This window comes from Yoonia sp. 2307UL14-13 (genome assembly GCF_037572755.1).
Classification (GTDB): domain Bacteria; phylum Pseudomonadota; class Alphaproteobacteria; order Rhodobacterales; family Rhodobacteraceae; genus Yoonia.
Map to the genome: position 1 here is coordinate 1 of NZ_JBBIFZ010000015.1, position 16,887 is coordinate 16,887.

A 16,887-nucleotide genomic window follows, 5' to 3' on the forward strand; every position below is an offset into this window, starting at 1 on the left:
CCCGCACCGTGATCTGATGCACCGCATCCCGCTTGAAATCGTCGCTGTAATTGCTTGTCCCCATGTCGGCCTCCTCGCCTCAAAGTTAGGGGGCAAAGCGTCTACAAATCTAGGGGCACCTCACTCTGAAGGCATTCCAGATGAGAAAGTGGAGACGAGACTTCAGAGGATGAGGAGGGATGCAGAAAAACAGGGGCTATCTCAGGAATCTCTGGATGCATTCGATCAAATTGAAAGAGGCCTGCGCGATCTTTTATCGCACTAACAAATTGAGGTTTTGTTCCCAAGATTTGGCTCGCCGACATCTGATGGTTCATCACATTTAGGCGAATGATTGGAATGAGCCGAGCGGCACACGCCCACCACCGTCCGCCCCACCCATAAAAACCTATTGATTTTCCCCATCACCCTTGATCTTCGCCCGAATCTCTCTTAGTTGGTGCCTCTCAGACCCGCGCAGCATTCGGAAAATCGACAATCTGGTTCATTTGAAACTTATCTTTCAAAGCGCTCTCTCTTTGCGTTTTGACAGGTAAGTTGATCGTTTCGGGAGAGGTGTTTGGGTTGCACCTCGGGCATTGAGACGATCCTGCCTCAATCGGACGTGTGTTTTGGTGGCCCGACCAAAGCGCGCGTCTGCGACATTATTGGAGACCCGGCTCTTATGGCATCTACGTTCCTTGGTCAGAAACGTCTACGCAAATATTACGGCAAAATCCGCGAAGTCCTTGAAATGCCGAACCTCATCGAGGTTCAGAAATCATCCTACGATCTGTTCCTGCGGTCCGGCGACAGCGACACCCCGCTTGACGGCGAGGGGATCAAAGGTGTGTTCCAGTCGGTGTTCCCGATCAAGGATTTCAACGAAACGGCTGTGCTTGAATTCGTCAAGTATGAGCTGGAAAAGCCCAAATACGATGTTGAGGAATGTCAGCAGCGTGACATGACCTACAGCGCGCCGCTGAAGGTCACCCTGCGTCTGATCGTGTTTGATGTCGATGAAGACACAGGCGCGAAATCCGTCAAGGATATCAAGGAACAAGACGTGTTCATGGGCGATATGCCCTTGATGACGCCGAACGGCACGTTCGTCGTGAACGGCACCGAGCGTGTGATTGTATCCCAGATGCACCGCTCGCCCGGCGTGTTCTTTGATCACGACAAGGGCAAGACGCATTCGTCGGGTAAACTGCTCTTTGCCTGCCGGATCATTCCTTATCGTGGATCGTGGCTCGATTTCGAATTCGACGCCAAGGATCTGGTCTTTGCGCGGATTGACCGCCGCCGCAAGCTGCCGGTGACGACGCTGCTTTATGCGCTGGGCTTTGACCAGGAAGGCATCATGAATGCCTATTATGACACGGTCGAGTATAAGCTGGACAAGAAGGGAAAGGCGTGGACGACCAAGTTCTTCCCGGAACGTGTCCGCGGCACCCGTCCGACATTCGATCTGGTCGATGCGAAAACCGGCGAAGTCATTGCGAAGGCTGGCGAAAAGGTCACCCCACGTTCGGTCAAAAAGCTGATCGATGCGGGCGAAGTCACCGATTTGCTGGTCCCTTACGAGAATATTGTGGGCAAGTTCGTCGCGCAGGACATGATCAACGAAGAAAACGGCGCGATCTATGTCGAGGCCGGGGATGAACTGACGCTTGAGATGGACAAGGAAGGTGAGGTCATCGGCGGGACGCTGAAGGACCTTGTCGATGCGGGGGTCAAGACGATTCCGGTTCTGGACATCGATAACGTGACCGTGGGCGCATACATGCGCAACACGATGGCGTCGGACAAGAACATGAACCGCGAAACCGCGCTCATGGATATTTACCGCGTGATGCGTCCGGGTGAGCCGCCCACCGTTGATTCAGCGTCTGCCCTGTTCGACACGCTGTTCTTTGACGCCGAGCGTTATGACCTGTCGGCTGTCGGTCGGGTCAAAATGAACATGCGCCTGGACCTCGACGCCGAGGACACGATGCGCACGCTGCGCAAGGAAGACATCGTCGCCTGTATCAAGGCGCTGGTCGAGCTGCGTGACGGCAAGGGTGACGTGGACGATATCGACCACCTTGGAAACCGTCGTGTGCGCTCTGTCGGTGAGTTGATGGAGAACCAGTATCGCGTGGGTCTGCTGCGCATGGAACGTGCGATCAAGGAACGCATGTCGTCGGTCGAGATCGACACGGTGATGCCGCAGGACCTGATCAACGCGAAGCCTGCCGCCGCCGCTGTGCGTGAATTCTTTGGCTCAAGCCAGCTGTCGCAGTTCATGGACCAGACGAATCCGCTGTCCGAAGTGACGCACAAGCGGCGTCTGTCGGCCCTTGGGCCAGGCGGTCTGACACGTGAGCGCGCGGGCTTTGAGGTGCGCGACGTGCATCCGACCCATTACGGTCGCATGTGCCCGATCGAGACGCCGGAAGGGCCGAATATCGGTCTGATCAACTCTCTGGCGACGTTCGCCCGCGTGAACAAGTACGGGTTTATCGAAACCCCCTATCGCAAGGTTGAAGGCGGCAAGGTGACCGATGAGGTCCAGTACATGTCCGCGACCGAAGAAATGCGGCACACTGTGGCGCAGGCGAACGCAAAGCTGGATGATGCCGGCAATTTCGTCAACGATATGGTATCGACCCGTCAGAACGGGGAATACACGTTGGCGCAGACAGATAGCGTCGACCTGATCGACGTGTCGCCCAAGCAGCTGGTGTCGGTTGCGGCCTCGCTCATTCCGTTCCTGGAAAATGACGACGCGAACCGCGCGTTGATGGGGTCGAACATGCAGCGGCAGGCCGTGCCACTGTTGCAGGCAGAAGCGCCGTTGGTCGGTACGGGGATCGAAGAGGTCGTCGCCCGCGACTCGGGTGCGTCGATCATGGCGAAACGCGCAGGTATCATCGACCAGGTCGATGCGCAGCGGATTGTGATCCGTGCGACCGAAGATCTGGAATTGGGCGATGCGGGTGTGGACATCTACCGGATGCGGAAATTCCAGCGTTCGAACCAGAATACCTGCATCAACCAGCGTCCGCTGGTGAAGGTGGGTGATCTGGTCCAGAAGGGTCAGGTCATTGCCGATGGGCCGTCCACCGATCTGGGTGAACTGGCGCTGGGCAAGAACGTGGTCGTCGCGTTCATGCCGTGGAATGGCTACAACTATGAAGACTCGATCCTGATTTCGGAGCGGATCGTGCGTGATGACGTCTTTACCTCGGTCCATATCGAGGAATTCGAAGTCGCTGCCCGTGACACGAAGCTGGGGCCAGAGGAAATTACCCGCGACATTCCAAACGTCGGCGAGGAGGCCCTGCGCAACCTCGATGAGGCAGGCATCGTCTATATCGGGGCTGAGGTTGGACCTGCGGATATCCTTGTCGGGAAGATCACACCAAAGGGCGAAAGCCCGATGACGCCGGAAGAGAAATTGCTCCGCGCCATCTTTGGTGAGAAGGCGTCTGATGTGCGTGACACGTCGCTGCGCCTGCCGCCCGGTGATTTCGGCACAATCGTCGAAGTGCGCGTCTTTAACCGTCATGGCGTGGAAAAAGACGAACGTGCGCTGCAGATCGAGCGGGAAGAGGTCGAACGCCTGGCCCGTGACCGCGACGACGAATTGGTGATCCTTGATCGGAACATCTATGCCCGTCTGAAAGATATGCTGTTGGGCAAAGAGGCTGTGAAAGGTCCGAAAGGGTTCAAGTCGAACTCTGTCGTGACCGAGGAAGCCTTGGAAGAGCTCAGCCGTGGTCAGTGGTGGCAGATTGCGTTGAAGGATGAAGCTGACGCACAGGTCGTCGAAGCCCTGAACGAACAGTATGAAATCCAGAAGCGGGCCATGGACGCACGGTTCGAGGACAAGGTCGAAAAGGTGCGCCGCGGCGACGACTTGCCTCCGGGCGTGATGAAGATGGTCAAGGTCTTCGTGGCGGTGAAGCGCAAGCTGCAGCCTGGCGACAAGATGGCCGGTCGTCACGGGAACAAGGGTGTGATTTCCAAGGTCGTGCCGATGGAAGACATGCCGTTCCTCGCTGACGGGACGCCGGTTGACTTCTGTCTGAACCCGTTGGGCGTGCCGTCGCGGATGAACGTCGGTCAGATCCTCGAGACCCATATGGGTTGGGCCGCGCGCGGTTTGGGCATCCAGATTGACGAGGCTTTGGGTGAATATCGCCGTTCTGGCGATCTGACCCCGGTCCGTGATGCAATGAAAATCGTCTATGGTGATGACGTCTATGAAGAGGGCGTCGCCGATATGGACGAGGATCAGCTGATCGAGGCTGCGGGCAACGTCACACGTGGTGTGCCGATTGCAACGCCGGTCTTTGACGGTGCGAAAGAGGCTGACGTAAATGATGCGCTGGTCCGTGCTGGGTTCAGCACATCGGGTCAGTCGGTCCTTTATGATGGCCGCACGGGTGAACAATTCAGCCGCCCTGTCACGGTTGGTGTGAAGTACCTCTTGAAGCTGCATCACCTCGTTGACGACAAGATTCACGCGCGTTCCACCGGGCCTTACAGCCTTGTCACGCAGCAGCCTCTGGGCGGTAAGGCCCAGTTCGGCGGCCAGCGTTTCGGGGAGATGGAGGTCTGGGCACTGGAAGCCTATGGCGCCGCCTACACCCTGCAGGAGATGCTGACGGTGAAGTCGGACGACGTGGCGGGCCGGACGAAAGTGTACGAGTCCATCGTGAAGGGCGAAGACAATTTCGAAGCCGGCGTGCCGGAATCGTTCAACGTGCTCGTGAAAGAAGTCCGGGGCCTCGGCCTCAACATGGAACTCCTGGATGCGGAGGATGAGGAATAAGAGTTTTCGTCACGAAAACTCTTACGCACTGAAAAGTCTTCCTTTCGAAGACTTTTCGCACCCCATCCGATGCACCACAATTCAAGGAATTGAAGATGAACCAGGAACTAACAAACAACCCGTTTAACCCGCTCACCCCGGCAAAAACGTTTGACGAAATCAAGGTCTCTCTGGCCTCGCCCGAACGGATCCTGTCGTGGTCGTTCGGTGAGATCAAAAAGCCCGAAACCATCAACTACCGCACGTTCAAGCCAGAGCGTGACGGTTTGTTCTGCGCGCGTATCTTTGGCCCGATCAAAGATTACGAATGCCTGTGCGGTAAATATAAGCGCATGAAGTATCGCGGCGTTGTCTGCGAGAAATGCGGTGTGGAGGTCACGCTGCAAAAGGTCCGCCGTGAGCGGATGGGCCATATCGAACTGGCTGCACCTGTTGCCCATATCTGGTTCCTGAAATCGCTGCCGTCCCGCATCGGCCTGATGCTGGATATGACGCTGCGCGATCTGGAGCGGATCCTGTACTTCGAGAACTACGTCGTGATCGAACCCGGCCTGACAGACCTCACCTATGGTCAGCTGATGACCGAGGAAGAGTTCAACGACGCGCAGGATCTGTACGGCATGGATGCGTTCCAGGCCAATATCGGCGCCGAGGCGATCCGCGAGATGTTGTCCCAGATCGATCTGGAATCCGAGGCCGAGCAGCTGCGCGCCGATCTGAAAGAGGCGACAGGTGAACTGAAGCCGAAGAAGATCATCAAGCGGCTGAAGATCGTCGAGAGCTTTATCGAATCCGGCAACCGCCCGGAATGGATGGTGCTGACCGTGATCCCCGTGATCCCGCCAGAGCTGCGCCCGCTGGTGCCGCTGGATGGCGGTCGCTTTGCGACGTCTGACCTGAACGATCTGTATCGCCGGGTCATTAACCGGAACAACCGTTTGAAGCGCCTGATCGAGCTGCGCGCGCCTGATATCATCGTCCGTAACGAAAAGCGGATGCTGCAGGAATCTGTCGATGCGCTGTTCGATAACGGCCGTCGTGGTCGCGTCATTACGGGTGCCAACAAGCGGCCGCTGAAATCGCTGTCGGACATGCTGAAAGGTAAGCAGGGTCGTTTCCGTCAGAACCTTCTGGGTAAGCGGGTCGACTTCTCGGGCCGTTCGGTCATCGTGACCGGCCCTGAACTGAAATTGCATCAGTGTGGTCTGCCGAAAAAGATGGCGCTGGAACTGTTCAAGCCGTTCATCTACTCGCGGCTTGAGGCGAAGGGTCTGTCCTCGACCGTCAAACAAGCCAAGAAACTGGTCGAAAAAGAGCGCCCCGAGGTGTGGGATATCCTTGATGAGGTCATCCGCGAACACCCCGTCATGCTGAACCGTGCGCCAACCTTGCACCGTCTCGGCATTCAGGCGTTCGAGCCCGTGCTGATCGAAGGCAAGGCGATTCAGTTGCACCCGCTTGTCTGTTCGGCCTTTAACGCTGACTTTGACGGTGACCAGATGGCTGTTCACGTGCCGCTGTCGCTGGAAGCGCAGTTGGAAGCCCGCGTGCTGATGATGTCCACGAACAACGTGCTGTCGCCTGCAAACGGCAGCCCGATCATCGTGCCATCGCAGGATATGATCCTGGGCCTCTATTACACCACCATCATGCGTGATGGCATGGTGGGCGAGGGGATGTCGTTTGCCAATATCGAAGAGGTCGAACATGCCCTGACTGCGGGCCATGTGCATTTGCACGCCAAGATCACGGCGCGGATTCCGCAGATCGACGAAGAAGGCAACGAAGTGCTCAAGCGCTATGAGACGACTCCGGGCCGTCTGCGTCTGGGCGCGCTTCTGCCGCTGAACGCGAAGGCGCCGTTCGAACTGGTCAACCGCCTTTTGCGCAAGAAAGAGGTGCAGCAGGTCATCGATACCGTCTACCGCTATTGCGGTCAGAAAGAGTCTGTCATCTTCTGTGACCAGATCATGACGATGGGCTTCCGCGAGGCGTTCAAGGCCGGGATTTCCTTTGGCAAGGACGATATGGTCGTGCCCGACACCAAATGGGAACTGGTCGAAGAGACCCGTGACCAGGTGAAGGATTTCGAACAGCAATATATGGACGGCCTGATCACCCAGGGCGAGAAGTACAATAAGGTCGTCGATGCCTGGTCGAAAGCAAATGACAAGGTGACGGATGCGATGATGACCACGATCTCGACATCGGGGAAAACCGATGACGGGGCCGAGGCGGAACCAAACAGCGTCTACATGATGGCCCATTCGGGCGCCCGTGGCTCGGTGACGCAGATGAAGCAGCTGGGCGGGATGCGCGGCCTGATGGCCAAGCCGAACGGCGAAATCATCGAAACGCCGATCATCTCGAACTTTAAGGAAGGTCTGACCGTTCTTGAATACTTTAACTCGACTCACGGCGCCCGGAAGGGTCTGTCGGATACGGCGTTGAAGACGGCGAACTCGGGCTATCTGACCCGTCGCCTGGTCGACGTGGCGCAGGATTGCATCGTGCGTGAACTGGATTGCGGGACGGAAATGGCGATCACGGCCGAAGCGGCCGTGAACGACGGTGAGGTCGTTGCTTCGCTGGCCGAGCGTGTGCTGGGCCGTGTGGCGGCCGACGACGTCATTAAGCCAGGCACCGACGAGGTGATCGTCGAGCTTGGCGAACTGATCGACGAACGCAAGGCCGACATGATCGAAGTTGCAGGTATCACCAAAATGCGGATTCGCAGTCCGTTGACCTGCGAGTCGGAGGATGGCGTCTGCGCGATGTGTTACGGTCGTGACCTTGCACGTGGTACGCGGGTGAATATCGGTGAGGCCGTCGGCATCATCGCCGCCCAGTCCATCGGTGAACCCGGTACCCAGCTGACGATGCGGACGTTCCACATCGGTGGTGTTGCGCAGGGTGGACAGCAATCGTTCCTCGAGGCGTCGCAGCCTGGGAAGATCGAATTCCGCAACGCGCAGCTATTGGAGAACGCAGCCGGTGAGATGATCGTCATGGGCCGCAACATGGTTCTGGCGATTGTCGGTGACAATGGGGAAGAGCGGTCTAATCACAAGGTCGGCTATGGCTCCAAGGTGTTCGTCAAGGAAGGCGCCGACGTGCTGCGCGGCGACAAGCTGTTCGAATGGGACCCATACACCCTGCCGATTATCGCCGAGAAATCCGGTACGGCCAAATATGTCGATCTGGTCAACGGGATCGCGGTCCGTGAGGATACCGATGACGCAACGGGCATGACCCAGCGCATCGTGTCTGACTGGCGCGCGGCACCGAAAGGCAATGAACTGGCCCCGAAAATCATCATCGTTGGTGCTGATGGGGAACCTGCCTTGAAAGACGATGGTAACCCTGTGTCCTACGGCATGTCGGTTGACGCGGTTCTGTCTGTTGAAGACGGGCAGGACGTCAAAGCCGGTGATGTCGTGGCCCGTATCCCGCGTGAAGGTGCGAAGACAAAGGACATCACCGGTGGTCTGCCCCGTGTGGCCGAATTGTTCGAAGCCCGCCGTCCAAAGGATCACGCGATCATCGCCGAAATCGATGGTTACGTGCGCTTTGGCAAGGACTACAAGAACAAGCGCCGTATCGCGATCGAAAGCGCCGAAGACCCGGATATCAAGGTCGAATACATGGTACCCAAGGGTAAGCACATTCCGGTTGCGGAAGGTGATTTTGTCCAGAAGGGTGATTACATCATGGACGGCAACCCGGCCCCGCACGACATTCTTGCGGTCATGGGTGTCGAAGCCTTGGCCGATTACATGATCGACGAGGTGCAGGATGTCTATCGCCTGCAGGGTGTGAAGATCAACGACAAGCATATCGAGGTTATCGTTCGCCAGATGCTCCAGAAATGGGAGATTCAGGACAGCGGTGACACGGTTCTGCTGAAGGGTGAAAATGTCGACAAGGCCGAGTTTGACGAGGCCAATGAAAAGGCATTGGCCCGTGGTGATCGTCCCGCCCAGGGTGAGCCGATCCTGCTTGGGATCACCAAGGCGTCCTTGCAGACACGGTCGTTCATCTCGGCCGCATCCTTCCAGGAAACGACCCGCGTGCTGACCGAGGCGTCAGTCCAAGGCAAGAAGGACAAGCTGATCGGTCTGAAAGAGAACGTGATCGTCGGTCGTCTGATTCCGGCCGGCACGGGTGGGGCAACCCAGCGTGTGGCGCGGATCGCAGCCGAGCGCGATAACGTCGTCATCGAAGCGCGTCGGGAAGAGGCCGAAGAGGCCGCACGCCTGGCGGCCCCGATGGAGATGGCGAACGAGGTGTCTGGTGAGGATACGTTCGATGATCTGGTCGTCGAAACACCGGAGAGTGCGGGTGAGTGATCAACCCGTATGACATGCAAAAGGCCCTCGCTGCGCGAGGGCCTTTTTCTTTGGTGGGTTGGGTCACCAAAAGAACCGAACAGATCGATGCACCATCATCCTGATTGCAGGAGAGTGTGAGTGGGCATCGCGCGCCGGTCAGCTTAGGCAGCTATCGTGGTTTCCGTGTCGTTGCGAAAGTCGTGCGAACCGTCCTGCTGCATCGTCGCAAGGCGATCGGCGGCAAAAGCGAGTTCGTCCCGCATCTCGGTAATCGTTTCTTCCAACTCGTCGCGTCTGGCCTGCAGGTCGGCGAGGTGTGTCTGCGCGAGTTCGTAGGTTTCTTTCAGCTGGCGCAGCTGACCGTTTTCTTCGTTATAGAGATCGAGTAGTTGCCGCATTTCTTCGAGGCTGAACCCAAAGCGTTTGCCGCGCAGGATCAGCCGCAAGCGGGCGCGACAGGTGCGGGTGAACAGCCGCCGTGTGCCTTGGCGGACAGGGGACAGCAGTTCTTTGGCTTCGTAAAAGCGCAGGGCGCGGGGTGTGACGTCAAACAGTTCGCACATTTCGCGGATGGTCAAATAATCTGTGGTCATCTCATTCTCCAATATCTGGGGCGTGGACTGTCGCGTCGTCAGACAGCTTACGCCGAGTAAGTGATGAAGCTGATTTAGGGTGTGCTTGACCTATACGTCAGGCATCTGCGGGTTAGTTACATGTTACATTCAATGTTTTCAGATGCTTAGGTTAGAGTTCGTCACTCAGTTCGGTCGCCAGTCTTTCATAGCGGGCGACGAAATCGCCGGGTTGCGCCGCTTCGGAGCAGAGTCGCGGATAGGTCACATCGGCAAAATGCTGCGGTTCGATGTCGGGCCAGTTGCGTCTTTGGGCCTGTATGAGGTTGGCGGCATCCTGGGTGCGCCCCAGTTCGTTCAGGATCATCGCATGTCGCATGAATGTGTAGGGAATTTCAAAGACCAGTGCTGCCCTTTCTTCCCATTGCAGCGCTTCTTCATAATCGCCCTGATTTGCATGTAACCAGGCAACCCATGTGAGGGTCAGCCAACGGATCGGGTTGTCGGCGGAAAGCCGGCTGTCGAAGTTTTCGGCCCATGCGATGGTGGTGTCGGGCGGTTCGGCGCAGGTATATGGCACGACCCGCGCCAGAAACCGGGCGAGGTCGTGGCTGGGATCGAGTTCGACGACGCGGCGCATGGCGGCGGTGCTTTCCCCGACCATGCCGGAATGCCAGAAGGCTTGCGCGACGTTGAACATGACGTCAGCGTTCAGCGGGGCGAGTTCCATTGCAGTGCGGGCGTGGGCAACGGCGGCATCGCTTTTCTCTTGGGAGTTCGATGGCCCATACACGTTGGCGAGGTATGACAGTTTATCCGCCATCACCGAGTGCGCGGCCCCGAATGCCGGATCTTTCTCCAGGGCGATCTGCATCAGTCGAATACGTTCAAGTTCCCAATCGACCGAGTTTATGGCCGGCCCCGGCACCCATGTGGCCATGATGAACAGCTGTTCGGCCGTCAGGGTCTCGGGATCCTGGCCTGCGAGCTCTTCTTTGGATGCGCCGAATACGCGGACGCGGAGTTCGCTGCCAAGCGTCTGTGCCACGCTTTCCTGCAGCTGTTCGCTGATGTCGACGTCCATGGATGTCGCCCAGACGACACGATTGCCGTTTTGCGACGTCAGCTCGATGGTCAGGCGCGCCCGGTCATTCGCGAGCCGGTTGGCCGTGCCGTCGATACGGAAATCGGCGTTCGCGACGGCGCCCCGATCGGCATTCGACGGGAGGACCGCGATCGCCCGGCTGCGTGACAAGGCCCGGCGCAGTGCCGTGTTGGCGGTGCTGGCGAGTTCGGGGTCGCCGCCAAAGGAGGCGACGTTCAGATCGACCGATCGTTTCGGTGCATCGCCGGTCGCAAATCGCTGATAGCCCAAGATGGCGGCCATCGTGCCTATGATCAGGATCGCGGAAAGGATCAGCGTGGTTCGACGGTTTTTGGGTGGCTTGGTGTCGGAAGGCACAATCGTCATGTCTGAAGAGGATCGGTCGCCGCCGGCGGCGCGAACCGTGATCGACGGACGGTATGTTCCGACCGGAAGCGCGACCTGCAGGCGCGTATTCGCGTGTTCGGAATTCTCGAACAGTTTGAGCGCGGTGCGTAACCGGCCAGCCGCCACCCGGACGCCGCTATCGGTTGATGGATCGAAATCGGGCGTTTTGTCGAAAACGTCCAGCCCGATCGCATAGGCTTTCAGGCTTGCGCCGTCGCCGGCCATTTCCTGTTCCAGCACGTGCACCAGCAGTTTGTGAAGGCGGCTGTCCTGTTCGAACACACCGGCGCGCAGCACATGTTCCAGATATTGATCAATGTCGGCCTGACCGTATTCGTTAGATTGTGCGTCATCTGCCATAACGTCAGGTTGCGGCATAAGTTGACGTAAGGTCAACTATAACACTCGGTCTGCTGAATATCACCGGATTAGCAGTGATCGCGCGCCGCGGCCGTCGCGTTGCCGGTTTGCGCCGAAGAACCAAGGCATTCATCCGCGATACATCGCTGGTCACCTGTTGGGTGCGCTGGTAACGGTGCGTCATGCCCCAGCTTTCCGACAATCTTCGCGGTGCGTTTTTGATGGTGGGTGCCATGTGTGGCTACACGATCAACGATGCCTTCATGAAGTCTGCCGCAGCGGATGTGCCGCTGTTTCAGGCGATCCTGATCCGCGGGATCGGGGCGGTGATCTGTTTGACGATCATGTGTCGATTGCTGGGTCAGTTACGCTTTGACCTGCCGCGTAAGGACTGGTCGCTGATCGTTTTACGCGGGCTGTGCGAAGTGGGCGGCACGTATTTCTTTCTCACTGCCCTGTTGAACATGCCGATCGCGAATATCACGGCGATCCTTCAGGTGCTGCCATTGTCCGTCAGTCTTGCCGCTGCCTTGCTTTTGGGCGCGGCTTTGGGGTGGCGGCGGCTATTGGCGATTATGGTCGGTTTCCTTGGTGTTTTGATGGTCATCCAACCGGGGGGTACCGATTTCAACGGGTACAGCATCTATGCACTGATCGCGGTTGCGTGCGTCACGCTGCGCGATATCGTCGTGCGACAGATGTCCGCCGATGTCCCGCCGGTTCTGGTGGCGCTGGTCGCTGCTGTAGGGGTGACATTGCTGGGGGCCGTTGGGTCGGCATTCACGTCGTTCGTGCCGCTGACGGTTGCTGCGGGGCTCAAGCTGATGGGCGCGATGACCTGCCTGATCTTCGGCTACATCTTTTCCGTCACGGCGATGAAACATGGTGATATCAGCTTCGTCGCGCCGTTTCGTTACACCAGTCTGCTGGTTGCGCTGATCATCGGGTTTTTCATCTTTGATGAACTTCCCAACGTTCTGGCACTTTGCGGTGCGGCCATCGTCATCGCCACTGGTTTGTTCACCCTTTATCGCGAGGCAAAGTTGCGGGTCCGGCACAAGGGCGTGCCGGACCGCATCCGTTAGTCCGTGCCGAAAAAACGCCCGTCGACATCGACGTCGAAATCGCCCGAGGCACTGCCGTCCACGGTGCCATAGACAGCGTCTCCGATCCCGCGATCATTGTAGACCGCACCTTCGAGGTCGAGATTGAATTCCGACGTCTGTTCGAAACCGTCGGCGTCGACAAGCGTCAGATCACCTTGCGCCCCTGCGTCCAGATCACCCCGGTTTTCGAAACCAGCGATATCAAGGCTGCCATCCAGACGTTGGTCCGGCACGCCGGCCGGATCGATAAGGTTGATGTTGCGAACGTTGCCGTCGATGTCGTTGTCGGTGAAATCGACGCGCATGGTCATGTCGCCAAGGATACTGCCATTGACGTCACCGCGGATGTTTGCCCCGACCTGACCGTCATATGTGACCGATCCGGTGGGTACGTCGTCACGTGGGGTGATCGGCAGGCGCGAGATGCGCTCGGCCTCGGCGAACGCGCGATCGACGTCGCGGATCGATACCGATGGTTCGTTTGGCGTGCTTGCGCAAGCCGACAGGGCCGCCAAGGCGGCCAAAGTGCAAATACTGCGTTGCATTGAACGTACTCTCCAAGTGCCCCGGTTTTCGGTTCAGCGAAATTGCGGTCGTAGGCTTTTCACCCTTTTGGAACAGGTGGGGGCAGGGGGTCTTGTTATGCAATAACCACGTTCATTTACCTTTGTTTCTTGCAGGAAACGGCCGTGCATCGGCGGGATGTTGACACCCTATCCGACTCCCCCTATACGCCGCTCATCCGGGCAGAGGACCATCCTCGCGCGTCCCGATATCATAGTTGAGTAGTCACGAACCGGGCCGCTATCGCCTTGTTCCTCTGGATACCCGCCGCACCGACCTACCCGGTAAGGGGTCGACTGCGGAACTTTTGTGCTTTTCGAATGCGAAGGGCATTTTTTGAAACCTCGCGTTTGAATAACGCACAAAGTGAAGAGATGGGAACATCAAACGATGCCAACGATTCAGCAGCTGATCCGCAAACCGCGCCAGCCAAAAGTCAATAAATCCAAGTCGATGCACCTGGAATCCTGCCCGCAGAAGCGGGGCGTGTGCACACGTGTCTATACAACGACGCCGAAAAAGCCGAACTCTGCCATGCGGAAGGTCGCCAAGGTACGCCTGACCAACGGGTATGAGGTCATCAGCTACATTCCCGGTGAAAGCCACAACCTGCAAGAGCACTCGGTCGTTCTGATCCGTGGCGGCCGTGTGAAAGACCTTCCCGGTGTGCGTTACCACATCCTGCGCGGTGTGCTCGATACGCAAGGTGTCAAAGATCGTAAGCAACGTCGTTCGAAGTACGGCGCGAAACGGCCCAAGTGATTACAACGGGATCATCCCGGACTTGATCCGGGATTTCCCGGCCCATTGAGACCCCGGATCAGGTCCGGGGCGTGCCAGAGAAACAAAAGAGAGCCCGACACATGTCACGTCGTCACGCCGCTGAAAAACGCGAAGTTCTGCCAGACGCCAAGTTTGGCGATATCATTCTGACCAAGTTCATGAACAACCTGATGGTCGACGGCAAGAAAGCCGTCGCTGAACGCATCGTCTATAACGCCTTTGACCGCGTTGAAGACAAGCTGAAGAAGGCGCCGGTGGAAGTCTTCCATGAAGCGCTTGAAAACATCAAACCATCCGTCGAAGTGCGTTCGCGCCGGGTCGGTGGTGCCACGTATCAGGTGCCCGTCGATGTTCGCCCTGAGCGTCGCGAAGCACTGGCGATCCGCTGGCTGATCGCCGCCGCGAAAAAGCGCAATGAAAACACCATGGAAGAGCGTCTTGCCGGTGAACTGCTTGATGCCGTCAACAACCGTGGCACTGCGGTGAAGAAACGCGAAGACACCCACAAAATGGCCGACGCCAACAAAGCGTTCAGCCACTACCGCTGGTAATAGGGAAACATCCAGATGGCACGTGACTATCCCCTCGAAAGATACCGCAATTTCGGCATCATGGCACATATCGATGCAGGTAAGACCACCTGTTCGGAGCGTATCCTTTATTACACAGGCAAATCGCACAATATCGGCGAAGTGCATGATGGCGCCGCGACGATGGACTGGATGGAACAGGAGCAGGAACGTGGGATCACGATCACGTCCGCTGCAACGACCACGTTCTGGGAACGGACCGAAAACGGCACCGAGCCTGACTCAGAAAAGCACCGCCTGAATATCATCGACACCCCCGGCCACGTTGACTTTACCATCGAGGTCGAGCGGTCCCTGGCCGTGCTTGACGGTGCCGTGTGTGTTCTGGACGCGAACGCCGGTGTCGAGCCCCAGACCGAAACGGTTTGGCGTCAGGCCGACCGCTACAAGGTGCCGCGCATGGTCTTCGTCAACAAGATGGACAAGATCGGTGCCGACTTTTTCAACTGCGTTCACATGATTGAAGACCGTACCGGGGCGAAAGCTGTGCCTGTCGGTATTCCGATTGGTGCCGAAACCGAGCTTGAAGGTCTGATCGACCTTGTCACGATGGAAGAATGGTTGTGGCAGGGCGAAGATCTGGGCGCATCCTGGGTCAAAGCCCCCATTCGGGACAGCCTGAAGGACATGGCTGACGAATGGCGTGGCAAAATGGTCGAAGCCGCCGTCGAAATGGACGACGACGCGATGATGGAATACCTTGAAGGCAATGAGCCTGACGTTCCGACGCTGCGCAAATTGCTGCGCAAAGGGACATTGGCCATGGCATTCGTGCCTGTTCTGGGCGGGTCCGCCTTCAAGAACAAAGGTGTGCAGCCGCTGCTGAACGCCGTGATCGACTATCTGCCCAGCCCGCTGGACGTTGTCGATTACATGGGCTTCAAGCCCGGCGACGAAGAAGAAATCCGTAACATCCCGCGTCGTGCGGATGATGACATGGCCTTCTCTGGCCTGGCCTTCAAAATCATGAACGACCCGTTCGTCGGTTCCCTGACCTTTACCCGGATCTATTCCGGTGTGCTGAAAAAGGGCGACAACATGCTCAACTCCACCAAGGGGAAGAAAGAGCGTGTGGGCCGCATGATGATGATGCACTCCAACAACCGCGAAGAGATCGAAGAGGCGTTTGCCGGTGACATCATCGCGCTGGGTGGTTTGAAAGACACGACAACCGGCGACACGCTGTGTGATCAGCAGGATCCTGTGGTTCTGGAAACGATGACGTTCCCCGATCCGGTGATCGAGATTGCGGTCGAGCCAAAGACCAAAGGCGACCAGGAAAAGATGGGCATCGCGCTGCAGCGTCTGTCTGCAGAAGACCCGTCCTTCCGTGTGGAAACTGACCTTGAAAGCGGTCAAACCATCATGAAGGGCATGGGCGAACTGCACCTCGACATCCTGGTCGATCGGATGAAGCGCGAATTCAAGGTCGAGGCGAATATCGGTGCACCACAGGTGGCCTATCGTGAAACCATCGGACATGCGGTTGAGCATACTTACACTCACAAGAAACAGTCCGGTGGTTCTGGTCAATTTGGTGAGGTCAAGCTGAACATCATGCCGACGGAACCGGGCGAGGGATATTCGTTCGAGTCCAAGATCGTCGGTGGTGCGGTGCCCAAGGAATATATTCCCGGTGTCGAAAAAGGCATCAAGTCCGTGATGGATAGCGGCCCGCTGGCTGGCTTCCCCGTGATCGACTTCAAGGTGGAACTGCTTGACGGTAAATTCCACGACGTTGACTCGTCCATCCTCGCGTTTGAGATCGCAGCCCGGATGTGTATGCGCGAGGGTATGCGCAAGGCTGGTGCGAAACTGCTCGAACCGATCATGAAGGTCGAGGTGATCACACCCGAAGAATATACCGGTGGCATCATCGGTGACCTGACATCACGTCGGGGTCAGGTGCAGGGTCAGGACACCCGCGGCAACGCGATCGCCATCGACGCAATGGTGCCGCTGGCGAACATGTTCGGCTATATCAACACGCTGCGGTCGATGTCTTCGGGCCGTGCGCAATTCTCGATGCAGTTCGACCATTATGATCCGGTGCCAAACAACATCTCGGAAGAGATCCAGGCGAAATACGCCTAAGCCCTCGGGCTTGAGCGCCTCGGACCCGATCCGGGGCCCTGTCACATTAAAGTTTTAAGGAGGCCATGATGGCTAAGGAAAAGTTCGAGAGAAACAAACCGCATGTGAACATCGGCACGATTGGCCATGTTGACCACGGGAAGACAACGCTGACGGCGGCGATCACGAAGCAGTTCGGCGACTTCAAGGCG

11 protein-coding genes are annotated in these 16,887 nt (G+C 57.6%); 8 read left to right on the plus strand and 3 right to left on the minus strand.

Annotation, left to right across the window (positions count from 1 at the left end; translation table 11 throughout):
- From V8J85_RS19765 to rpoC, 3 genes are all read left to right on the plus strand, one after another.
- A partial coding sequence (locus V8J85_RS19765; protein ID WP_339955508.1) for a hypothetical protein occupies positions 1 to 265 on the plus strand: 265 nt, incomplete at its 5' end.
- A 399-nt stretch (positions 266 to 664) separates the two neighbouring features.
- Complete coding sequence (gene rpoB / locus V8J85_RS19770; protein ID WP_339955509.1) at positions 665 to 4,804, plus strand: DNA-directed RNA polymerase subunit beta; 4,140 nt, start codon at positions 665 to 667, stop codon at positions 4,802 to 4,804.
- 95 nt (positions 4,805 to 4,899) lie between these two features.
- Entirely contained in the window at positions 4,900 to 9,153 is a 4,254-nt protein-coding gene (gene rpoC, locus V8J85_RS19775) for a DNA-directed RNA polymerase subunit beta' (RefSeq protein WP_339955510.1), read from the plus strand.
- Positions 9,154 to 9,296: 143 nt separating this feature from the next.
- On the opposite strand, the gene V8J85_RS19780 is transcribed toward rpoC, so the two are convergent.
- Positions 9,297 to 9,728, minus strand: coding sequence for a MerR family transcriptional regulator (locus V8J85_RS19780; protein ID WP_339955511.1), 432 nt, complete (start codon positions 9,726 to 9,728; stop codon positions 9,297 to 9,299).
- A gap of 151 nt (positions 9,729 to 9,879) precedes the next feature.
- A complete protein-coding gene (locus V8J85_RS19785; RefSeq protein WP_339955512.1) occupies positions 9,880 to 11,559 on the minus strand; it encodes a tetratricopeptide repeat protein in 1,680 nt (559 codons plus the stop codon).
- 182 nt (positions 11,560 to 11,741) lie between these two features.
- Between V8J85_RS19785 and V8J85_RS19790 the strand changes: the two genes are divergently transcribed.
- Positions 11,742 to 12,644, plus strand: a complete 903-nt coding sequence (locus V8J85_RS19790) for a DMT family transporter (protein ID WP_339955513.1) — start codon at positions 11,742 to 11,744, stop codon at positions 12,642 to 12,644.
- Here V8J85_RS19790 and V8J85_RS19795 read toward each other — a convergent pair.
- Positions 12,641 to 13,210, minus strand: coding sequence for a hypothetical protein (locus tag V8J85_RS19795; protein WP_339955514.1), 570 nt, complete (start codon positions 13,208 to 13,210; stop codon positions 12,641 to 12,643). The two genes, V8J85_RS19790 and V8J85_RS19795, sit on opposite strands and share 4 nt — an antisense overlap.
- Before the next feature lie 409 nt (positions 13,211 to 13,619).
- Between V8J85_RS19795 and rpsL the strand changes: the two genes are divergently transcribed.
- The 4 genes from rpsL to V8J85_RS19815 all read left to right on the plus strand — a co-directional run.
- The gene (gene rpsL / locus V8J85_RS19800) at positions 13,620 to 13,991 is read left to right on the plus strand and encodes a 30S ribosomal protein S12 (RefSeq protein ID WP_089997365.1); all 372 of its coding nucleotides are present in this window, start codon (positions 13,620 to 13,622) and stop codon (positions 13,989 to 13,991) included.
- 101 nt (positions 13,992 to 14,092) lie between these two features.
- Complete coding sequence (gene rpsG, locus V8J85_RS19805) at positions 14,093 to 14,563, plus strand: 30S ribosomal protein S7 (protein ID WP_339955515.1); 471 nt, start codon at positions 14,093 to 14,095, stop codon at positions 14,561 to 14,563.
- 15 nt (positions 14,564 to 14,578) lie between these two features.
- A complete protein-coding gene (gene fusA, locus V8J85_RS19810) occupies positions 14,579 to 16,696 on the plus strand; it encodes an elongation factor G (RefSeq protein WP_339955516.1) in 2,118 nt (705 codons plus the stop codon).
- 68 nt (positions 16,697 to 16,764) lie between these two features.
- A partial coding sequence (locus V8J85_RS19815; protein ID WP_339954888.1) for a GTP-binding protein occupies positions 16,765 to 16,887 on the plus strand: 123 nt, incomplete at its 3' end.

Bases quoted from the DNA above. Each gene is read 5' to 3' on its own strand.
- rpoB (WP_339955509.1), top strand. From the start codon at position 665: ATGGCATCTACGTTCCTTGGTCAGAAACGTCTACGCAAATATTACGGC.
- rpoC (WP_339955510.1), top strand. From the start codon at position 4,900: ATGAACCAGGAACTAACAAACAACCCGTTTAACCCGCTCACCCCGGCA.
- V8J85_RS19780 (WP_339955511.1), bottom strand. From the start codon at position 9,728: ATGACCACAGATTATTTGACCATCCGCGAAATGTGCGAACTGTTTGAC.
- V8J85_RS19785 (WP_339955512.1), bottom strand. From the start codon at position 11,559: ATGGCAGATGACGCACAATCTAACGAATACGGTCAGGCCGACATTGAT.
- V8J85_RS19790 (WP_339955513.1), top strand. From the start codon at position 11,742: ATGCCCCAGCTTTCCGACAATCTTCGCGGTGCGTTTTTGATGGTGGGT.
- V8J85_RS19795 (WP_339955514.1), bottom strand. From the start codon at position 13,210: ATGCAACGCAGTATTTGCACTTTGGCCGCCTTGGCGGCCCTGTCGGCT.
- rpsL (WP_089997365.1), top strand. From the start codon at position 13,620: ATGCCAACGATTCAGCAGCTGATCCGCAAACCGCGCCAGCCAAAAGTC.
- rpsG (WP_339955515.1), top strand. From the start codon at position 14,093: ATGTCACGTCGTCACGCCGCTGAAAAACGCGAAGTTCTGCCAGACGCC.
- fusA (WP_339955516.1), top strand. From the start codon at position 14,579: ATGGCACGTGACTATCCCCTCGAAAGATACCGCAATTTCGGCATCATG.